Origin of the sequence: Viridibacterium curvum (genome assembly GCF_039544165.1) — a bacterium.
GTDB lineage: Bacteria > Pseudomonadota > Gammaproteobacteria > Burkholderiales > Rhodocyclaceae > Viridibacterium > Viridibacterium curvum.
The window spans coordinates 250,649-270,161 of record NZ_BAABLD010000005.1 but is presented as its reverse complement, the minus strand read 5'-3'; the positions used below and the strand labels follow the sequence as shown (position 1 = coordinate 270,161).

At 61.6% G+C, this 19,513-nt stretch carries 17 protein-coding genes; 5 read left to right on the top strand and 12 right to left on the bottom strand.

The annotated features are described in order from the left end of the window. Window positions 1–33 precede the first annotated feature (33 nt). From ppsR to ABEA02_RS05355, 5 genes are all read left to right on the top strand, one after another. A complete protein-coding gene (gene ppsR, locus ABEA02_RS05375; protein WP_345531833.1) occupies window positions 34–864 on the top strand; it encodes a posphoenolpyruvate synthetase regulatory kinase/phosphorylase PpsR in 831 nt (276 codons plus the stop codon). Window positions 865–1,362: 498 nt separating this feature from the next. Continuing rightward, window positions 1,363–4,089 (top strand): bifunctional acetate--CoA ligase family protein/GNAT family N-acetyltransferase, encoded by a 2,727-nt coding sequence (locus tag ABEA02_RS05370; RefSeq protein WP_345531832.1) that lies wholly within the window; start codon window positions 1,363–1,365, stop codon window positions 4,087–4,089. A 3-nt stretch (window positions 4,090–4,092) separates the two neighbouring features. Continuing rightward, on the top strand, window positions 4,093–4,401 hold the full coding sequence (locus ABEA02_RS05365) for a putative quinol monooxygenase (protein WP_345531831.1): 309 nt from the start codon (window positions 4,093–4,095) through the stop codon (window positions 4,399–4,401). Continuing rightward, window positions 4,398–4,967 carry a DNA-3-methyladenine glycosylase I gene (locus ABEA02_RS05360; protein WP_345531830.1) on the top strand — a complete coding sequence of 190 codons (570 nt, stop codon included), beginning with the start codon at window positions 4,398–4,400 and terminating at the stop codon, window positions 4,965–4,967. The genes ABEA02_RS05365 and ABEA02_RS05360 overlap by 4 nt, the downstream gene beginning before the upstream one ends. A gap of 39 nt (window positions 4,968–5,006) precedes the next feature. Beyond that, window positions 5,007–5,858, top strand: a complete 852-nt coding sequence (locus ABEA02_RS05355; RefSeq protein WP_345531829.1) for a D-hexose-6-phosphate mutarotase — start codon at window positions 5,007–5,009, stop codon at window positions 5,856–5,858. Window positions 5,859–5,918: 60 nt separating this feature from the next. Here ABEA02_RS05355 and ABEA02_RS05350 read toward each other — a convergent pair whose 3' ends face one another. The 12 genes from ABEA02_RS05350 to ABEA02_RS05295 all read right to left on the bottom strand — a co-directional run bounded on the left by ABEA02_RS05350 (window position 5,919) and on the right by ABEA02_RS05295 (window position 19,459). Then, window positions 5,919–7,100: an O-succinylhomoserine sulfhydrylase gene (locus ABEA02_RS05350; protein WP_345531828.1), complete on the bottom strand. Its 1,182-nt coding sequence runs from the start codon at window positions 7,098–7,100 to the stop codon at window positions 5,919–5,921. A gap of 155 nt (window positions 7,101–7,255) precedes the next feature. Further along, window positions 7,256–8,770 carry an amidophosphoribosyltransferase gene (purF, locus tag ABEA02_RS05345; RefSeq protein WP_345531827.1) on the bottom strand — a complete coding sequence of 505 codons (1,515 nt, stop codon included), beginning with the start codon at window positions 8,768–8,770 and terminating at the stop codon, window positions 7,256–7,258. A 3-nt stretch (window positions 8,771–8,773) separates the two neighbouring features. After that, window positions 8,774–9,265, bottom strand: coding sequence for a CvpA family protein (locus tag ABEA02_RS05340; protein WP_345531826.1), 492 nt, complete (start codon window positions 9,263–9,265; stop codon window positions 8,774–8,776). A 7-nt stretch (window positions 9,266–9,272) separates the two neighbouring features. Next, complete coding sequence (locus ABEA02_RS05335; protein WP_345531825.1) at window positions 9,273–9,914, bottom strand: SPOR domain-containing protein; 642 nt, start codon at window positions 9,912–9,914, stop codon at window positions 9,273–9,275. Further along, window positions 9,907–11,232, bottom strand: a complete 1,326-nt coding sequence (folC, locus tag ABEA02_RS05330) for a bifunctional tetrahydrofolate synthase/dihydrofolate synthase (RefSeq protein ID WP_345531824.1) — start codon at window positions 11,230–11,232, stop codon at window positions 9,907–9,909. The genes ABEA02_RS05335 and folC overlap by 8 nt, the downstream gene beginning before the upstream one ends. After that, window positions 11,232–12,098 carry an acetyl-CoA carboxylase, carboxyltransferase subunit beta gene (gene accD / locus ABEA02_RS05325; protein WP_345531823.1) on the bottom strand — a complete coding sequence of 289 codons (867 nt, stop codon included), beginning with the start codon at window positions 12,096–12,098 and terminating at the stop codon, window positions 11,232–11,234. The genes folC and accD overlap by 1 nt, the downstream gene beginning before the upstream one ends. A 26-nt stretch (window positions 12,099–12,124) precedes the next feature. After that, window positions 12,125–12,931: a tryptophan synthase subunit alpha gene (trpA, locus tag ABEA02_RS05320; protein WP_345531822.1), complete on the bottom strand. Its 807-nt coding sequence runs from the start codon at window positions 12,929–12,931 to the stop codon at window positions 12,125–12,127. Between the two features lie 50 nt (window positions 12,932–12,981). Next, on the bottom strand, window positions 12,982–14,196 hold the full coding sequence (gene trpB / locus ABEA02_RS05315; protein ID WP_345531821.1) for a tryptophan synthase subunit beta: 1,215 nt from the start codon (window positions 14,194–14,196) through the stop codon (window positions 12,982–12,984). Then, window positions 14,183–14,812, bottom strand: a complete 630-nt coding sequence (locus ABEA02_RS05310) for a phosphoribosylanthranilate isomerase (RefSeq protein ID WP_345531820.1) — start codon at window positions 14,810–14,812, stop codon at window positions 14,183–14,185. Before ABEA02_RS05310 ends, trpB begins: the two co-directional genes overlap by 14 nt. After that, on the bottom strand, window positions 14,782–15,609 hold the full coding sequence (gene truA / locus ABEA02_RS05305) for a tRNA pseudouridine(38-40) synthase TruA (protein ID WP_345531819.1): 828 nt from the start codon (window positions 15,607–15,609) through the stop codon (window positions 14,782–14,784). The genes ABEA02_RS05310 and truA overlap by 31 nt, the downstream gene beginning before the upstream one ends. After that, window positions 15,591–16,244 (bottom strand): energy-coupling factor transporter transmembrane component T family protein, encoded by a 654-nt coding sequence (locus tag ABEA02_RS05300; RefSeq protein ID WP_345531818.1) that lies wholly within the window; start codon window positions 16,242–16,244, stop codon window positions 15,591–15,593. The genes truA and ABEA02_RS05300 overlap by 19 nt, the downstream gene beginning before the upstream one ends. Beyond that, window positions 16,241–19,459, bottom strand: coding sequence for a motility hub landmark protein FimV (locus ABEA02_RS05295; RefSeq protein ID WP_345531817.1), 3,219 nt, complete (start codon window positions 19,457–19,459; stop codon window positions 16,241–16,243). The genes ABEA02_RS05300 and ABEA02_RS05295 overlap by 4 nt, the downstream gene beginning before the upstream one ends. Between the last annotated feature and the right edge of the window lie 54 nt (window positions 19,460–19,513).

The following is a 19,513-nucleotide window of genomic DNA, read 5'->3' as shown; positions in this document are numbered from 1 at the left end:
ACGAAGATAATGGGTATATACGAGGGCATCACGATGAGCAGCCAACCCCGCCGCACCGTTTTCTTCGTCTCCGACGGCACGGGCATTACTGCCGAAACGCTCGGACACAGCCTGCTGGCGCAGTTTCCGGACTGCGAGTTCCGTCAGGTGCGTGCGCCTTTCATCGATTCGCTGGACAAGGCGCTCGACTGCGCTCGCAACATCCGCGAAGCCGAAAAACGTGACGGCACCCGTCCGCTGGTTTTCAGCACGCTGGTGCAAACCGACACGATTGCTGCGCTGCACGAGTGCAACGCGCACTTCATCGACCTGTTCGGCACCTTCATCGCGCCCCTCGAACAAGAGCTCGGAGTGAAGTCCACACACGCGGTCGGACGCTTCCACGGCATTGCCGAAAGCGAGGACTACAAGCGTCGTATCGAAGCCATCAACTTCACGCTCGCACATGACGATGGCGTCAGCGACAAGAATCTTGAGCAGTCGAACGTCATTCTCGTCGGCGTATCGCGTTCAGGAAAAACGCCGACCAGCCTGTACCTCGCCATGCAGTATGGCGTGAAGGCTGCCAACTACCCGTTGATCCCCGAAGACTTCGAGCGCAACAAGTTGCCCGGAGAGATCCAGCGCCACCGCAACAAGCTCTTCGGTCTCACCATCACGCCGGAACGGCTGTCGCAGATCCGTCAGGAACGGCGCCCCAACAGCAAATACGCATCCATCGAAAATTGCCGCGCCGAACTGGAGTCGGCCAAGAAGATGATGCAGCGTGAAGGCATCCCCTTCATCGACTCCACTGCACGGTCCATCGAAGAAATTTCCGCCAAGATCCTGCAGGAAATCCGCTTCGGCAAGCCGGTGTACTAAGGCGCGCTCAATTTCATGCGGCGGATTGCGTTGGCTTCAAGACAATGCGCCCCCCGGGCCCGGTGCGGACGCCCACGCGAATCGGGGTCAGCGAACCAGTCCGGCAAATACGCTGATCCGGCACGAGCGTGCGATGACCCACATTCCCCGTCAGGCTTGAAGAACTGATCGCGTAGATGACCTTCTCGATCAAGCCCGGCATTATCTGAACCATCATGACATCGCGCATCAATCAGCTCTGATGCACCACCGCCCCAGCTGCATCGGAGCAATGCCGAGACCTTGCCTGATACGAAAGCCATCAGTCTGGGGGTAAGCTTCTTCGCGATGAAGGCGATGTTTGTGGGATGGCGGGTTTGATACCCATCAACAGCAAGAGGCGAGACTTGCGTGAGCATGTATTCAAATCAACAGCTTGCATGACACCAACCCTGCAACTTCCGTCTAAGCCACAGACTTTTTCGTACTCGCTGTGCGAGTACCACGGCAGGCCTTGTCATGGATGAGAAGCACTACCTCTCCGCGCTTTTCGAGCCTTCCAGCGTGGCAATCATCGGCGCCACCGAGCGGGAGGGAGCGCTCGGTCAGGTACTGATGCGCAACATGCTGGCCGGGCAGTTCCGCGGCAAGCTCATTGCTGTCAATCCAAAATACAAAACCGTGCAGGGCGTTCCCTGCGTGCGACGCATCGGGGATGTCGGCTTCAAGGTCGATCTGGCCATCATTGCCACTCCGGCCGCCACGACGCCCGCCATCATCGAGCAATGCGGCAAAGCCGGCGTACGCACAGCAACTGTCCTGTCCGCGGGCTTCGGTGAGAGTGGCGCGGACGGCGCGCGACTGGAGATGGAAGTCGTGCGTACGGCACGCCAGTACGGCATGCGCCTGCTCGGACCCAACAGCCTCGGCGTCGCACGACCGCAGATCGGCCTCAATGCCACCTTTGCGCAGGCACAAGCACTGCCCGGCTCGATTGGTTTCATCTCGCAATCGGGTGCCCTCTGTGCGGCCATTCTCGATTACGCACGTCCCAACCAGGTCGGATTCTCCAATGTGGTCTCGCTCGGCGCATCCAGCGATCTGGATTTCGGCGAGATCCTCGATTACATGGTGTGGGACTACCGCACTGAGAGCATCCTGCTCTACATCGAAGGCATACGTAACGCACGGCGCTTCCTCTCCGCCATCCGCGCCGCGGCACGAGCCAAGCCCATCATGATCCTCAAGGTCGGGCGTCATCCGCAGGCCCTGCGCGCCGCCCAACAACACACTCGCGCGGTGGTAGGTGACGATGCCGTGTTCGACGCTGCCCTGCGCCGTGCTGGCGTCATCCGAATCTATAACCTGAGCCAGCTCTACGCCGCCACGAAAGCGCTGTTCGCCCACTTCCGCCCGCGCGGTAACCGGCTCGCCATCATCACCAACGGGGGCGGCCCCGGTGTGATGGCAGCAGACCGCGCCGGTGACCTGGGCATTCCGCTGGCACAGCTGTCCACCCGTACGCTGACGCGGCTGGATCGCATCCTGCCGCCACACTGGTCGCTCGATAACCCCATCGATCTGGTCGGCGACTCGGACCCCGAGCGCTACGCGAATGCGCTGGCCGCGCTGCTTGATGACGATGGCGTGGACGGCGTGTTATGCCTGCTGACTCCGCAGGCCATGACTCGCCCCAATGAAGTCGCAGGTCGCGTCATTGAACTGCACAAGACGACCGAAAAGCCCATCCTCACTTGCTGGCTGGGCGAAGACCAGACTCGCCAGGCGCGCGAGATGTTTCGCGAGGCCGGCATCCCTTCACTGCGTACGCCCGAGGTAGCGGTCGAGCTCTTCTCGCACCTCTCGGCCTACTACCGCAACCAGACCCTGCTGACGCAGGCCCCCGCTCCACTCGTCGACGAACGTCTGCCGCTGACCCAGGCTGCGCGCTTCATCATCGACAACGCACTGGCCCGCCGTCGTACCACGCTCCTGCGGCAGGAAGCCATGGCCGTGCTGTCCGCCTTCCATGTCGCAGTGCCGCCCAGCTTTCTCGCCAACACGGCAGAAGAAGCTGCCTCGCTGGCGCAAGACATCGGCTTTCCCGTCACACTGCGCCCCAATGTGGCCTTGCCGGCGGCCCGCCGAGCCCTGCTCACCCGTCGCAATATTGCCAGCACCGTTGCAGCACACCTGGCATTCGAAGAGCTGCGCGCCGAACTTGATGCCCGCATGCCCGGCTCCAGCAAGGAGGGGATCTGTGTCGAAGCAATGCGCGAGTACGAATCGACGCGCGCCCTGATGATCCGCGTCTGGCGCGACCCGGTGTTCGGCCCGGTGATCGGCTTCGGCGAACGCAGTACCGACCCCGACTGGTGGGCCGACCGTGCCGTGGCCCTGCCACCGCTCAACCGCTTCCTTGCGCAAGACCTCATCCGCGGCACGCGCGCTGCAACCCTGCTGGGTACCCACAACAACATGCCCGCAGCGCGCATCGACGATGTCGAGGACATCCTCCTACACATCTCGGAGCTCGTCTGCGAGCTGCCCTGGGTACGCGAGATCGAGATCAACCCGCTGCTCGTCGATGAACACGAAGCCATCGTATGGCATGCGCGCATGGAAGTCGGCAGCATTCCGCCGCGTGCCAAGCCATACGATCACATGGCGATTCACCCCTACCCCGCCACCCTGACCCAGCACTGGCAGTTGCGCGACGGCACGCCAGTACTGCTGCGCGCCCTCAAGCCGGAAGACGCCGAACTGGAGCAGGACTTCGTGCGCAAGCTCTCGCCCGAGACGCGCTACTTCCGCTTCATGAGCGCACTGCGCGAGCTACCACCCAGCCTGCTCGCCAAGCTCACGCAGATCGACTATGACCGCGAGATCGCGCTTATCGCACTCATAGAGCAGGATGACGCGCCGGTGCAGATCGGCATCAGCCGCTACGCCACGAATCCTGATGGCAGCAGCTGTGAGTTCGCCATCGTCGTAGCCGATGCCTGGCAAGGCAGCGGCGTCGGGCGTTTCCTGATGGACAGCCTGATCGACACTGCACGCGCGAGCGGTTTGCAGACAATGAAGGGCGTTTTTCTGGCCAGCAATGACCGCATGCTGCGCTTTGCGCAGCGGCTTGGCTTCGTCTTGACGCTCGACCCTGACGATCACACGCTCAGGCACGGTACACTCGACCTCACTGCTCCTCGTCCTGACGCCTTGCGTCCTGTTTTTCCGCCATCCAACTGATTCATGCCGATACACGTCATCACCCTGGCCGAGGCCCTGCCACAGCACGTCGACGCCGTCCGCTCCCAGCTCGCCGAAATGGCAAACATGACCCGCATGGCAGAAGGCTGCGTGCGTTGCGATGTCTATGCTGCCAGCGGCGGGCCGCGCTATTTCAACACCATTGAAGTGTGGGTCTCAGCGGAGGCCCACGCGGCGTGGATCCAGTCCGCGCCACTGCTCAAATCCATTGCGCCACTGTTCGGCAAAATGAAGGGGCTACCGGAGGTACGCGTGCTCGACGTCATCAACGAACTGGCGGACGGAACATGACGACGCGTTGCGCCTGGGCTGGCAATGACCCGCTCTACGTGAAGTACCACGACGACGAATGGGGCGTACCGGTACACGACGATCGCAAGCTCTTCGAGCTCATCACGCTGGAGGGCGCACAGGCCGGACTGTCGTGGATCACCGTGCTGCGCAAACGCGAGAACTATCGCGCCGCCTTCTACGGCTTCAACCCCGAACGTGTCGCCGGCATGACCGATAAGGATGTCGCGCGGCTCATGACCAACGAAGGTCTCGTCCGCAATCTGCAAAAGATCCAGTCCACATTGGGCAATGCACGTGCCGTGCTTGCCGTGCAGGCTGAGTTCGGTAGCTTCGACAAGTACCTGTGGCAGTTCGTCGACGGTCAGAGCATTCAGAACAGCTGGCCCAGCCTTGCTGAAGTTCCGGCTCGCACACCGGTCTCCGACGCCATGTCGAAAGACCTGCAGAAACGCGGCTTCAAGTTCGTGGGTTCCACCATCTGCTACGCCTTCATGCAGGCAGTCGGCATGGTCAACGATCACCCGACCGACTGTTTCCGCCATGCCGAGTGCAGGACGCGGTAATCTCTTCGCATCCCGCGCATCAACGCTTTTTGCCATCTCATGACAACTCCCAATCTTGCAGAACGCATCGACTTCCACGGCATGCCTGCCACGCGCCTGCGCGCACCAGATGGCAGTGAAGCCATCGTGCTCGACCACGGCGCGCATGTGGTGTCGTGGAAGCCCCGCGGCGGCCCTGACCGTCTGTACCTCTCACCCGACGCCGTGTTCAAGGAAGGCACAGCCGTGCGCGGCGGCGTACCGATCTGCTTTCCGCAGTTCGCCAGCAACGGTCCCCTGCCTTCACACGGCTTTGCACGCAAGAGCAAATGGGAGCTCGTCGACGCGCGTGTTGGTGAGGACTACGCGATGGCCAATCTGCGCCTGCGTTACAGCGACGCAACTTTGGCGCAGTGGCAAGGAAAATTCGTTCTGGAACTGGCCATCAGTGTTTCCGGCGATCGCCTGGACATGGAAATGGACGTGCTCAACGACGGCGATGAGTCGTTCAGCTTCACTGCAGCCCTGCATACCTATCTCGCAGTCAAAGAGGTCGAGGAATGCATGCTGGAAGGCTTGCGCGGGCAGGAGTGCTCCGACTCGCTGACCAAAAAACGCTTCCGCGAAAGCGGCACCAGCTTCATGATCGATCAGGAAGTCGACCGCATCTACCACGGCACGAAGAACGCACTGCTGCTCCGTGAGCAGCACCGTGCCTTGGCCATCTACAGCGAGAATCTGCCAGACACTGTGGTCTGGAACCCCTGGGTCGAACGCAGCAAGCAACTGCAGGACCTGCCAGACAACGGCTTCCGGCGCATGCTCTGCGTCGAAGGCGCCGTCGTCGAAACACCGATCGTACTTGCGCCACAGGAGTCCTGGTGGGGGCGTCAGACGCTGATGACACTGTGACGGACTGACCCGAAAAACAAAGGGGCGCATCGCGCCCCTTTGTTTTTTGTCGCCCGCTCCTCAGCTCAGGCCGCGCGCCAGGTCGTCAGTAATGTCCTTCACCGCCTCCAGCCCGACGGCAAGACGGATCAGGCTGTCCTGGATACCCGCTGCAGTGCGCGCTTCAGGCGTGATGCGACCATGCGTTGTCGTCGCCGGATGCGTGATGGTCGTACGCGTGTCACCCAGATTTGCCGTGATCGACAGCAAGCGGCAATTGTCGACCACCCGCCAGGCTTCGGCCTGCCCTCCTTTGACTTCGAAGGCCACGATCGCACCGCCCGTCTTTTGTTGACGGCGCGCCAGCTCGTACTGCGGATGCGACGGCAGACCGGGATAAAAAACGCGTGCCACACCCGGCTGCTGCTCCAGCCAGCTGGCCACGGCCAGAGCATTGACCGAATGCGCCTTCATGCGGATATCCAGCGTCTCCAGCCCCTTGAGGATGATCCAGGCGTTGAAGGGCGAGATCGTCGGCCCTGCCGTGCGCAGGAAACGCAGCACTTCCTCCAGCAAAGCCTTGCTGCCCACAACCGCACCGCCAAGCACACGACCCTGACCATCGAGATACTTGGTCGCCGAGTGAATGACGATATCTGCACCCAGCTTGAGTGGTTGCTGCAGGGCCGGCGAGCAGAAGCAATTGTCGACCACCAGCAAAGCGCCACCGCGATGCGCGATCTCCGCGGTTGCCGCAATGTCGACCAGCTGCGTCAGCGGGTTCGAGGGCGTCTCGACGAACACCAGCTTCGTCGTCGGCTTCATCGCCGCCTCGTAGGCGGCAAGATCGTCCGCATCGACGTAGCTCGTCTCAACGCCGAACTTTGCCATGTACAGGTTGAAGAACTGGATGCTCGATCCGAACAAGCCCTTGGACGCGACGATGTGGTCACCGGACTTCAGCAAGCCCATGCACACAGCGAGGATGGCAGCCATGCCACTGGCCGTAGCAATACACGCCTCGGCCCCCTCCAGCGCGGCGAGACGGGTTTGCAGCATGTCCACCGTGGGATTGGTGAAGCGCGAATAGACCATGCCTTCATCGCCACCGACAAAGCGGCCCTTGGCCTCTGCGGCGCTCTTGAAGACGTAGCTGGAAGTCAGGAACAGCGCCTCACTGTGCTCGCCGAACTGGCTGCGCTGCGTGCCGGCACGGATGGCGAGAGTCTGGGGATCAAGATCAAGTTCATCAAAAGGATTCATGCTCACCTCGAAAACAAAAAACCCGTTCAGCTCTTGCGAGTCAGAACGGGTCCTGCACTGCGTCCTGCTTCGCTTTAGCTGGATTTATTAAGCGCCCGCAAGCTGTGCATCAAATCGGCGCGTAACAGGAAGCTACTCTCCTGCAATGTCTGCCGTCAAGACACCAGGTTCAGATCAAGCTGACTCGCTTCCGGATCCTCACCGATGTTGGAGTCGGCACGACCGCCCTCGACAAAGCTGAGGTACTCCGGCGTGATATCGCCTGTCACGTAGCGCCCATCGAAGCAGGATGTCTCGAATTCCTTGATTGCCGGGTTCAGCGACCCCACTGCTTCCTTGAGATCCTCCAGCGTCTGGTAGATCAACGCGTCGGCGCCGATCTCACGACCGATCTCTTCCTCGGTGCGGTACGAAGCAATCAATTCAGCACGGCTGGGCATGTCGATGCCATACACGTTGGCGTGACGCACCGGCGGCGCAGCCGAGGCCATGTACACCTTGGTGGCCCCAGCTTCACGCGCCATCGTGATGATCTCGCGACTGGTGGTGCCACGCACGATGGAGTCATCCACAAGCAGCACTTTCTTGCCCGCAAATTCCTGGTGCATGGCATTGAGCTTCTGACGCACAGACTTCTTGCGCACCGCCTGCCCGGGCATGATGAAGGTACGGCCAATGTAACGGTTCTTCACAAAGCCTTCGCGGTACGGCAGGTTCAGATCACTCGCCAGCTCCATCGCAGCGTTGCGACTGGAATCGGGGATCGGGATCACGACATCAATCTCCAGATCGGCGAAGTCACGCTTGATGCGTTCAGCCAGGTAGCTGCCCATCTTCACGCGGCTTTCGTAGACCGAGATGCCGTCGATCAGCGAATCGGGGCGTGCCAGATAGACGAACTCGAACATGCACGGCGCATACGGCGCCGGTTCGGCGCACTGTGCGCTGGAGAGCTTGCCGTGGACATCGATCAGGATCGCTTCGCCGGGCGCCACGTCGCGCAAAAGCTTGAAGCCCAGAACGTCGATTGCCACGCTTTCGGACGCCACCATGTATTCCTTGCGATCACCGACATCGTTCTCGCCGATCACCAGCGGACGGATGCCGTACGGATCGCGGAAAGCCAGCAGACCATAACCCGCGATCATCACCACGGCGGCATAGGCGCCCTTGGCACGGCGATGCACGCCCTTCACGGCACGGAAGATGGTTTCTTCGTCGAGACGGAACGAACCGCCGGAAGCCTCTTGCAGCTCGTGCGCCAGCACGTTGAGCAGCACTTCCGAATCGGAGTTGGTATTCATGTGGCGCAGGTCGGCGAGATACATCTCGCGTTTGAGCGCATCAGCATTCGTGAGGTTGCCGTTGTGAGCCAGCATCAGGCCGAAAGGCGAATTCACGTAGAACGGTTGCGCCTCAGCCGGGTTGTAGGCCGAACCTGCGGTGGGATAACGGCAGTGACCGATGCCCCAGTTGCCCGCCAGGTTGCGCATGTTGCGCGTGCGGAATACGTCGCGCACCAAGCCCGGCCCCTTGTGCATGTGGAAGCGTCCGCCCTCCGCCGTAGCGATCCCCGCGGCGTCCTGCCCGCGGTGTTGCAGCACCTGCAAACCGTCATACAACAGCTGATTGACGGACGTGCTTGCCACGACCCCGATGATTCCACACATAGCTCACCTGTACCTGATACGTGCCGCCAGCTCTTTGGGGAGCCAGGGCTTCACTGCAATCACAACCGTTTCCAGCGGTGCAGAGAAAGTCGCTCCGCGCCACCAGGCTTCGCGCGGGAAGCTCGTCAGCCCGCACAGACCAACCAGCACCAACGCAATCAAAACCGCGCGCACCACGCCGAACAAGGCCCCGGCCACGCGATCCGTCAGTCCCAGACCGGCTGCTTTCAGCAGCTCACGGAGCAGGAAACGCACCACGGCCAGCATGAGCAGGACCGCCACCACAATGACGACAAAAGCGAGCGCCCACTGAAGCGCCGGCGTAGTCACAAATGGAGCCACAAAGGGCGCAATCAAGGCCGCAAAGCGCCAAGCCAGGAAAACCGCCAGCGCCCAGCTGCACAGCGCGATGACCTCACTGACCAATCCGCGCCAGGCACCAAGCAGAACACTGGCCAGCACGATTCCGAGGAAGACGAAATCGAAAACGGTCACTGCCTGCTCACTTGCCCGAGACAACCCCGTCCAGACTTACCCGTTTGAGCTTTTCCACCGCCTGTTCAGCCTGTGCCTTGGTCTTGAACGGGCCAACACGCACGCGCGTGCTGGCTCCCACCTTCTCGACGCTGGGCACCATGCCTGCCTGCTTGACCTTGGCTGCTACGCCACGTGCGTTGTCCTGTTCGCGATAAACACCAACCTGGACGAAAAATCTGGATGCCGGCTCTTCGCCTCGTTCGAGCAGGGCGCGCGCCCTGACTTCACCGCCGGCGCTGCTCGCTGCCGTATGGCTCGGAGCACTCGCAGCGGCCACGCTCGACGACGACGACGCCGCACTGCTGGCCGCGACTGTTGACGCGCTCGCAGCGCCACGCGGTGCCGAGCTCACGGTAACGGGACTCATTTCCGGGTCGCCGGGCACCGAGACCGGTGTGGAACTGCTGGCGGTATTGATGACGCGAGAGGTGAAGTTGCTGCCTTCCTGGCTTGGAATGCGGATCTGCAACTCATTGCCGGTCTGACGCGGTTCGCTGTCCATGACCATGGGCAGAAAGATGATGGCTGCGAGCGCAAGGGCCACGGCACCAATCAGGCGACGGCGGGCGCGCTTCTTCAGTTCGAGCTGGGCGTCGTTTTCAGCCATGGCGGGCTTCTGTCGGAGGGGCTGCCGACCCCACCTCCGCCGGTTGCCGTTGCAAGCTCTGCATGACAGCCGATACGGTCAGGAAGGATCCGAAGGTCACGATTCTATCACCCTCCCCCGCCTTCGCCCTCGCTGCCGCAAAGGCCGCTGCCGGATCGGCAAAGAGGCTCACCGTGGCCTTGCTTCCCAGCCCCAGCAGCACTTCTTGCAGCGCTTCAGGTGTTGCCGCGCGCGGCCCACCCGGATTACACAGGTACCAGTGATCAACGCGAGCCAGCATCGGCTTCAGGCTACCAGCAATGTCCTTGTCAGCCAGCATGCCGCACACCGCATGGGTGTCCGGAAAGAAGCCCATATTGGAAAGATTGTCTGCCAGCACAGCCGCCGACTGGGGATTGTGTGCCACGTCCAGCACCACGGAGGGCCGGCCCGGCAGTACCTGGAAGCGCGCCGGCACTTCGACCAGCATCAGTCCCTGACGAACAGCCTGCATCGGCACAGGCAGGCGCTCTTCGATAGCCTCCAGCGCAGCCAGCGCCCCTGCTGCATTAAGTAATTGATTGGCGCCACGCAAGGCCGGGTAAGCCATGCTGTTGCGACGCTGCTGGCGGCCACGGAACTGCCACTGCGTCTTGTCACCGGAAAAACCGAAATCACGCCCCGAAATGCGCAGATCAGCCCCGATTGCACGTGCGTGATCGACCAACGACTGTGGGGGCTGCGGATCGCTGCAAATCGCCGGACGCCCCGCACGGTAGATGCCGGCTTTCTCGAAACCGATCTTCTCGCGCGTATCGCCGAGGTAATCCATGTGGTCCATGGCAACACCGGTCACGATGGCGCAGTCGGGATCGATGACGTTGACCGCATCCAGCCGGCCACCCAAGCCGACCTCAAGCACGACCACATCCAGCGCCTGCTGGCAAAACACCCACCAGGCGGCCAAGGTGCCGTATTCGAAATAGGTCAGCGGCGTATCAGGCAACGCGGTGCGCGCTGCCTCGACCGCCTCGAAGCCACGGCACAGCACAGCATCGTCAGCGTCCTGCCCGAGCAGACGAACACGTTCGTTGTACCTCAGCAGATGCGGGGAGGTGTAGACGCCAACGCGATAGCCCGCCGCGCGCAGGATGGCGTCGAGCATGGCGCAGGTTGAGCCCTTGCCATTGGTGCCCCCCACGGTGATGACGACCGCACCATTGCGCAGATTCATCGTCTGCAGAACGCGGCGGACACGATCCAGCCCCAGTTCGATGGGACGTGCATGCTGACGCTCGATCCAGTCGAGCCAGCCTTGCAACGAATCAGGCAGGGACATCAGCTATTGACGGCGGGCTGACCCGACAACAGGGTCAGCACCTGGGCGAGACGCTCGCGCAGTTCACGGCGATCGACAATCATGTCGATGGCGCCCTTCTCGATGAGGAACTCCGAACGCTGGAAACCTTCCGGCAGCTTCTCGCGCACGGTCTGCTCGATTACGCGCGGGCCGGCAAAGCCGATCAGTGCGCCAGGCTCACCAATCACCACATCGCCCATGAAGGCAAAACTGGCCGAGACACCACCCATGGTCGGGTCAGTCAAGACTGTCACGAAAGGCAGGCGACGCGCCGACAGGCGCGTGATCGCCGCCGTCGTTTTGGCCATCTGCATGAGGGAGAACAGACCTTCCTGCATTCGCGCACCACCGGTGGCGGTGAAACACACAAACGGCAAATCCTGTTCATAGGCAGCCTTGACGCCACGCACAAAGCGCTCGCCCACGACGGACCCCATGGAGCCACCGAGGAAATCGAATTCGAATGCCGCAACAACCAGGGGGACGTTGCACACCGAGCCCTGCATGACGATGAGCGCGTCAGCTTCACCAGTGTCTTCATTGGCAGCGGCCAGACGGTCCGGGTACTTCTTGCTGTCCTTGAACTTCAGCGGATCAAGCGGCACAACCTCAGAGCCCAGCTCGAAGCGGCCTTCTGCATCCAGCAACAGATCCAGGCGTTGGCGCGCACGGATACGCTTGTGGTGGCCGCACTTGGGGCACACATACTGGCTCTGCTCGATGTCCGAGCGATACAGCACGGCCTCGCAGGCCTCGCACTTGATCCACAGACCTTCCGGAATCGATTTACGGACGGGTTGGTCACGCTTGATCTTGGGCGGCAGCAGTTTGGTCAGCCAGCTCATCTTGAATCCTCTTCAAATAATTCCGGTCAGGTTCGGGGCTCGTCCAGCGCGGCGCGCACGCCCGACAGAAAGTCGATCAGACGCTCAGCCAGCCCGTCGGGACCCTGCTCGAACTCCTGCACGATCCGCGTACCGATCACGACAGCATCGGCACAGTCCGACACAGCACGCGCAGACGCCGCGTCACGGATGCCAAAGCCCACACCGATCGGCAGGGGAATGTACTGGCGCAGTTCAGCCAGCTTTTCCGCCACGTTGCCAACGTTGAGGTGGCTCGCCCCGGTCACGCCCTTGAGGGACACGTAGTAAACATAGCCTCTCGCCAGCTTTCCGACAGTCTGCGCGCGTTGCGGCGGCGTCGTGGGCGCGAGCAGGAAAATGGGGTCGATACCGAAACGCTGCAACACGGCTACACGTGCAGGCGCCTCATCGGGCGGCAAATCAACGGTCAACAACCCGTCGATGCCCGCTTCGCTCGCCGCAGCAGCGAAGGCTTCGTATCCCATGGCTTCCACCGGGTTGGCGTAACCCATGAGAACAACCGGTGTCTGGTCATCGGTCTTGCGGAACTCGGCAACCATGGCAATCACTGAACGCAGGCTCACGCCATGCGCCAGTGCGCGTTCGGTTGCGCGCTGGATGACGGGACCATCCGCCGACGGATCGGTAAACGGCACGCCAAGCTCGATGATATCGGCCCCACCCTTGACCAGCGCCTGCATGAGGCCCACGGTCATACCGGGATTCGGGTCACCGGCGGTGATGTAGGGAATCAAGGCGCGCTTGCCGGCGGCCTGGAGGCGGGAGAAAGTGGTCTGGATGCGGGAAGACATGCGGGTTCGGTATCGGCTGGTATGGGGCAATGAGGCCAATCAGGGCCGGATCAAAGCTGAATGCCTTCGAGTCGGGCGATGGTCGGAATGTCCTTGTCACCACGGCCTGACAGATTCACGACGATGACTTGATCGCGCGCCATCTGCGGAGCAATCTTGCGGGCATGTGCCAGCGCGTGGCTGGACTCCAGTGCAGGGATGATGCCTTCATAGCGACACAGGTCGTGGAACGCCTGCAACGACTCGTCGTCGGTCGCGGCGACATACTCGGCACGCTTGATCTCGTTGAGATGGCAGTGTTCGGGGCCGACGCCGGGATAATCCAGGCCGGCAGAAATCGAGTGTGTATCGACGATCTGGCCGTTTTCGTCCTGCATCAGATTGACGCGCTCGCCATGCAGCACGCCGGGGGGAGCATTGGTCGTCAGCGGTGCCGCGTGGCGACCGGTTTCGATGCCATGGCCACCGGCTTCCACGCCGATCAAGCGCACACCAGGCACTTCGATATAAGGGTAGAAAATGCCGATGGCGTTTGAGCCGCCACCCACGCAAGCCACGACGACATCAGGCTGGCGGCCGATCTGCTCGGCACACTGGACCTTGCACTCCTCACCGATGACGGACTGGAAATCGCGCACCAGCATCGGGTAAGGATGAGGACCGGCACAGGTGCCGATGATGTAGTACGTGGAGTCGACGTTGGTCACCCAATCACGCAGGGCCTCGTTCATCGCATCCTTGAGGGTCTTGGAGCCACTACTGACGGGAACAACCGTCGCGCCAAGCAGCTTCATGCGGAACACATTGGGCGCCTGGCGCGCAACATCTTCCGAGCCCATGTAGACCACGCATTCCAGCCCGTAACGGGCGGCCACGGTGGCCGATGCCACGCCGTGCTGACCCGCGCCGGTCTCGGCGATCACACGTTTCTTGTTCATGCGGCGCGCCAGCAAGGCCTGACCAATGGTGTTATTAACCTTGTGCGCACCGGTGTGGTTCAGATCCTCGCGCTTGAGGTAGATCTGCGCGCCACCCAGGATCTCGGACCAGCGCTTGGCATGGTAGAGCGGACTGGGACGACCGACGTAATGCTTGAGCTCGTACTGGAACTCGGCGATGAAGTCCGGGTCCTTGATGGCCTTTTCGTACTCGGCGCGCAGTTGGTCCAACGCCGGAATCAGGGTTTCGGCGACGAAAACGCCACCAAACTGCCCGAAATGCCCACCATCGTCGGGCATGTTGTACTTGAGGTCAGACATCTGCATTGCGTACTCCAGCAATGAACGCAGCGATCAGCGCTGCATCCTTGATTCCCTTGCCACCGGTCAGCGACTCGACGCCACTGCTCACATCCACCGCCCAAGGACGGATGCTTTGCACCGCTTCCGTCACGTTTTCAGCGTCCAGCCCACCAGACAGGACGAGCGGCAAAGGCAGATTTTCCGGGATCAGTGACCAGTCGAAAGTCTTGCCACCGCCACCATAGCCATCAACCCAAGCGTCCAGCAGCAGGCCTTGGGCGTCAGGAAACGCGGCCGCGTAGTCTACCAGATTGACCCCCGGCCGCACCCGGGCAGCTTTGAGGTAAGGCCGACCATAGCGCCCGCAATCCTCGGAGCGTTCCTCTCCATGAAACTGCAGGCATGTCAGCGGTAATGCATCGAGGTGCCGGCGCACAAACGCTTCTTCGGCATTCACGAACAAACCGACGATGCTTACGAACGGCGGCACCTCGCGACATAGCTGCGCAGCGCGCTCAATATCGACAAAACGCGGGCTGGGCGGGTAGAAAACCAGCCCGATGGCGTCAGCGCCGGCATTCACAGCAGCGTCTACATCCTGCTCACGGGTCAATCCACAGATCTTGATTCGGGTTCGCATGGGTTTCCAGAAATGGCCGGAGGAACGAATAGCTGGCCCCGAGCAGGCAGGCCATGGCTCTCAGGATAACGAATCCCGCACAGATAAAGTCCGTCAGGCGCGAAAGTTGGCGGCGACAGCCGCCGGTCCGCCTGCCGCAAGAGCTCGCGCATGAAGTCCGGCGCGGCCTCTCCTTTACCGACATGCAACAGCGCACCGACCAGATTGCGTACCATGTGATGCAGAAAGCCGTTCGCGGCAAAATCGAAATGCAGACAATTGCCCTGCCGGCCGACGCGCGCCAGATGCATCAACCTTACCGGCGTATTGGCTTGACACGAAGCAGCCCTGAACGCAGAGAAATCATGCGTACCAATGATCGCCGCACAGGCCGCCTGCATGGCTGCAAGATCCAGCGGAGCATGATGCCAGCCGACCCTGCCGGCCAGCACAGCGGGCCGCACCGGCTGGTTGAGCAGGACGTAACGATAGCGACGCGCTTCGGCACTGAAGCGCGCATGAAAATCTTCATCAACCTCTTGCGACCAATGCACGCTGACCGCATGCGGTAAATGTGCGTTGACCCCACGTACCCAAGCGGAAAGGGGGCGCGCGGCATCCGTATCGAAGTGAGCAATCTGCGTCGTCGCATGGACGCCCGTGTCTGTTCGGCCTGCACAATGCAGGACAACCTCGTGCCCCGCAATTTCACGCACGGCCGCCTGCAGCACATCCTGCACGGTCCGTCCGTGAGGTTGCGACTGCCAGCCTTCGAAAGCACTGCCGTCGTACTCGATGCTCAGGACAATGCGAGCCATACCCCTGCTCCAAAGGCTCCCGCCCACGCCAGCCACAACACGCCGCGATCACGCGCTGACAGGACAACAAGGTCCCAGCGCGTCGCGCCGCTTTCCACCGACGCAGAATCCGTCCCCGGATCCATTGTAGTCAGCACCTCGTGCCATGTCGGCCTGCGGGGCCTTTCAGTACTGACTGCCTCCAGCACCAAGGTCAAACGCACGGAAAAGCGATCGGTACAAATGCCTAGCCAACGGCAGGGCGCGACGAGGACATGCAGAGCCGCCACCCAGTCAGCAAGCTGCAAGCGACTCATGAGAATCACGATGACGCCTATCATGCCCGCCAATCGTGCCGCATGTTCAACGGACAACAGCACGCCTTCGACACTGGGGCTTAGCCTCCAGAAATCCACCAGTACGGCGCGGCCCGGCGTCTGCCAGGAAAACAGGATGAGGATTGAAAGGAAGATCCACTTCGACCGCCAAAGCATGCGCCGCAGTGGCCTGAGGTTGCATCCCGCCGCGACGCCCAGCACAGCCAGCCAAAGCAGCCAGAACGCATATCCAGACAAGCCTTGCAGGGCGACAATACAAAACAAACCGGCCGTCACTAGGACGGCCGGATGTGTTCGCGAAACCTCGGACGACATCATGCAATGCGCGTCAGGATCGTACGTGCCATTTCTTTCTGTACATCAGCGCCGTCCGACATGACTTCTTCGAGAAGCTCCTTGGCGCCCTCGATATCGCCCATCTCTTCATAGGCGCGCGCCAGTTCCAGTTTGGTGCTTACTTCGTCGTTGAGGTCGACATTGCCAATTGCCGGCGTCGAAGCCGCGCTGGTATCGACCATCTCGACCTGAGCTGCCGCCGGGCTGGCCGAGCTGGAGATCTGAATGTCAGAGAGATCCATGCTGCTGCGGGATACATTCGAGTCTTCACCCAGCTCGAAGTCAAAGTCGAGCAAGCTGCTCTCGAAGTTGGTCTTTTCCAGATCAACCTCCGACACGTGCGAACGTTCCATCGCGCGTTCGACACCCATGGCATCGGTCGAAGACAACTCGCTCATGGCCTTGTCGACCGCAGCTTCAGCCGCAGCAAACTGCGACACAACAGGCGCGGCCGGGGCCGGCGCGGGGGCTGCAGCGGCGGGCTCGACATCCAGGTCGAATTCAAGCGGAGCCGATTCGCCTGCCGAGAAATCGGGTTGCGTATCGATCGACAGCGGCTCGTCTTCGGGTTCGCGAGCTTCAATGCGCGTTTCCGGCTCGTCACCTTGCGGCAGCTCCAGATCCAGATTGAAGTCCAGATTCAGCGGCTCGGGTGATGTCGCGGTCAACATCGGTTCGGGTTCAGGTTCCGGCATAACCGGCACATCGCCTTCACCCTGCGCCAATTGGCCGATCTCGCCCGGCACCGTCCAGGTCGCACGCATCTGCGACACATTGTTCGTACCAAAACTGACGGCGGCCTGCGGAGCAGGTTCCGGAGCAGCCGCAACTTCTGCCGGCAGCGAAATTTCAACCGGTACTTCAGCGGCCTGTGCCTTGGGAATGATTACCGTAGTGTTGTCAGTGCTTCCCGCGTTGCCATACAGGGGGTTGCCCGGATCGAGGCGCGCCCCCAGCGCGGCAGCCTTGCCCCAATCATCGCCTACGCCACCAGTCTGGGTGTAGAGATCGGTAGCAACATTCTCGAACTGCTTGACGCTACGACGCTGAGCATAGATTTCGAGCAGCTTCAGATAGATCGCCACGCGGGTCGGATCGCTCTTGAGCGCGTCCTGCAGGATTTCTTCGGCTTGTGCATCACGACCGTAGGCCATGTACACGTCAGCTTCCGCCACTGGATCAACACCTTCGTCACTGTCGATTGCCGAGAGCCCCGACTGGCTGAAGTCCGTATGCAGCATGCTGGTGCCGGTATCAACCGTCTGACCGCCTGCGTTGCCAAAAACCGAATTCGGGCTGGTTGAGCTTTCGCTCAGTGAAGTCGTCATCGCACCCGAAGCGGCATTGCGACGGCGGTTACGCAGGAATACGAAGCCCAGACCACCCGCAGCCGCAGCCAACACGCCAAGTATCAGCGGACTGGTAAAGATGCTGCCGGAGTCTTCGACCACCTGAGCGGTATCCGTTGCGGGAGCAGGTGTCGGCGCTACAACGGGGGCCGATGCAACGGGGGCCGGCACAGCTTCGCTGGCCGCCGCAACTACGGGCTCGCTCGCCGTCGCTGCAGCAGCGGCTGCAGCCGATGCCTCAGCGGCAGCTTGAGCAGCCGCCTGTTCCTTGGCGGCCTTTTCGGCAGCCGCTTGCTCTTCAGCAGCCTTGGCCGCTGCAGCGGCTTGTTCCTTGGCCGCCTTTTCATCAGCAATTGCTTTTTCCTTCGCAGCCTTCGCGTCGGCAGCAGCCTGCTCCTTGGCGGCCTTTGCATCCGCCGCGGCCTTTTCTTTAGCGGCTTTAGCTTCAGCAGCAGCCTTTTCCTTGGCAGCCTTCTCGTCGGCAGCGGCCTTTTCCTTGGCGGCTTTCTCTGCAGCCTTCGCAGCCTTGGCGGCCGCGGCTGCCTCTTCCTTCGCAGCCTTTTCGGCTGCAGCAGCGGCGACCTTGGCCGCTTTTTCAGCGGCAGCGGCAGCAGCCTTGTCTTCCTTGCTCGCGTTAGCCGCAGCAGCCTTCAGCGCCTCCTTGGCCTTTGCGTCCGCCGCTGCAGCTTGTTTCTGCAGCTCAGCCAGGCTGTCAGTCTTCATCTTGACGAGCTTTTCGAGCTCCTTGACGTTGCGTTCGAGCTCGGCAGCACGGGACTTGGCTTCCTTGAGCGCTTTGTCGCGCGCCACAACATCTTCTTCAAGCGCCTTGATGCGGCTGGCCGACTTGGCGTCGCCGCCAGCACCTTCCTTGGTGTCAGTACGGCCGATTTTCAGCTGATCACGAGCCTGACCACTTGCCGGGGCCTTCTCTTCCACCTTCGGGCTGACCTTGCCGGAGGATGCCTGGGCGGGCTTGGCGTCACGTGCGGGCGCTTGTTCGGCAGCCCGGGCAACATCGCTCTTCAAGGCTTCAAAATTCGAAGCCTTGACGATGATCTGACGCGCTTCGGCTTTGTCGATGGCGGCAGCTTCGGCTGCGCTCGGCACACGCAACACGGTACCGGTCGACAGGCGATTGATGTTGCCGCCACCAAACGAATCCTTGTTGGCCTGATAGAGCGCAGCGACCATCTGGTCGCGCGTCACTTCGACTGGCTTGAGCTTGCCGGCAATCGACGTCGCCGAATCACCCGACTTGACCGTGTAATCCCCAGCACTGCCAGCGGGTGCATTCTCGGGCTTCGGTGCCGGCGCGGCAGCGGCGGGCTTCTCGGCGGCGGGGCGTGCAGCCTTGCTCGCAGCCGGTGCAGGCGCAGAGGACACGACGGCAGGTGCGGGGGTCGGTGCAGGACGCGCAGCCGGCGCAGCATCAACACGGACGGCGGGTTCGGCCAGTTGAGGTACCGCACGGGCACTGGAAGCACCCGTTTCAGATGGGTCTAGCAGGAAAGTGTATTCGCGCAGGATACGACCACCCTGCCAGGTCAGTTCGACGAGCATGTCAACGAAAGGCTCGTTGAAGGCACGATCTGACGTAATGCGCACAACCGCGCTGCCGTTGGCGCGCCGCTCGATGCTCATGCGCACAGCGGTAAAGTCGCTGACGAATTCAATATTCGCACGGGCATGGGCTTCAGCCGATGCGAGCCGCGCCGTCATGGCCTCCAGCTCTTCGGGCGTTGCCGCAATCTCCACCTCGGCTTTCAGTGGCTGCCCCAAGGAACTGAATACATTGATCCGTCCCAAGCCGGCGGCCATCGCCGGGCCGGAGATGGAAGCAATCATTGCTGCCAAGAGGGTGCTACGAAGGAACGATTTTTTCATAACGCTTCGTGCGGC

Bases quoted from the DNA above. Each gene is read 5' to 3' on its own strand.
- ppsR (WP_345531833.1), top strand. From the start codon at position 34: ATGAGCAGCCAACCCCGCCGCACCGTTTTCTTCGTCTCCGACGGCACG.
- ABEA02_RS05370 (WP_345531832.1), top strand. From the start codon at position 1,363: ATGGATGAGAAGCACTACCTCTCCGCGCTTTTCGAGCCTTCCAGCGTG.
- ABEA02_RS05365 (WP_345531831.1), top strand. From the start codon at position 4,093: ATGCCGATACACGTCATCACCCTGGCCGAGGCCCTGCCACAGCACGTC.
- ABEA02_RS05360 (WP_345531830.1), top strand. From the start codon at position 4,398: ATGACGACGCGTTGCGCCTGGGCTGGCAATGACCCGCTCTACGTGAAG.
- ABEA02_RS05355 (WP_345531829.1), top strand. From the start codon at position 5,007: ATGACAACTCCCAATCTTGCAGAACGCATCGACTTCCACGGCATGCCT.
- ABEA02_RS05350 (WP_345531828.1), bottom strand. From the start codon at position 7,100: ATGAATCCTTTTGATGAACTTGATCTTGATCCCCAGACTCTCGCCATC.
- purF (WP_345531827.1), bottom strand. From the start codon at position 8,770: ATGTGTGGAATCATCGGGGTCGTGGCAAGCACGTCCGTCAATCAGCTG.
- ABEA02_RS05335 (WP_345531825.1), bottom strand. From the start codon at position 9,914: ATGGCTGAAAACGACGCCCAGCTCGAACTGAAGAAGCGCGCCCGCCGT.
- folC (WP_345531824.1), bottom strand. From the start codon at position 11,232: ATGTCCCTGCCTGATTCGTTGCAAGGCTGGCTCGACTGGATCGAGCGT.
- accD (WP_345531823.1), bottom strand. From the start codon at position 12,098: ATGAGCTGGCTGACCAAACTGCTGCCGCCCAAGATCAAGCGTGACCAA.
- trpA (WP_345531822.1), bottom strand. From the start codon at position 12,931: ATGTCTTCCCGCATCCAGACCACTTTCTCCCGCCTCCAGGCCGCCGGC.
- trpB (WP_345531821.1), bottom strand. From the start codon at position 14,196: ATGCAGATGTCTGACCTCAAGTACAACATGCCCGACGATGGTGGGCAT.
- ABEA02_RS05310 (WP_345531820.1), bottom strand. From the start codon at position 14,812: ATGCGAACCCGAATCAAGATCTGTGGATTGACCCGTGAGCAGGATGTA.
- truA (WP_345531819.1), bottom strand. From the start codon at position 15,609: ATGGCTCGCATTGTCCTGAGCATCGAGTACGACGGCAGTGCTTTCGAA.
- ABEA02_RS05300 (WP_345531818.1), bottom strand. From the start codon at position 16,244: ATGATGTCGTCCGAGGTTTCGCGAACACATCCGGCCGTCCTAGTGACG.
- ABEA02_RS05295 (WP_345531817.1), bottom strand. From the start codon at position 19,459: ATGATTGCTTCCATCTCCGGCCCGGCGATGGCCGCCGGCTTGGGACGG.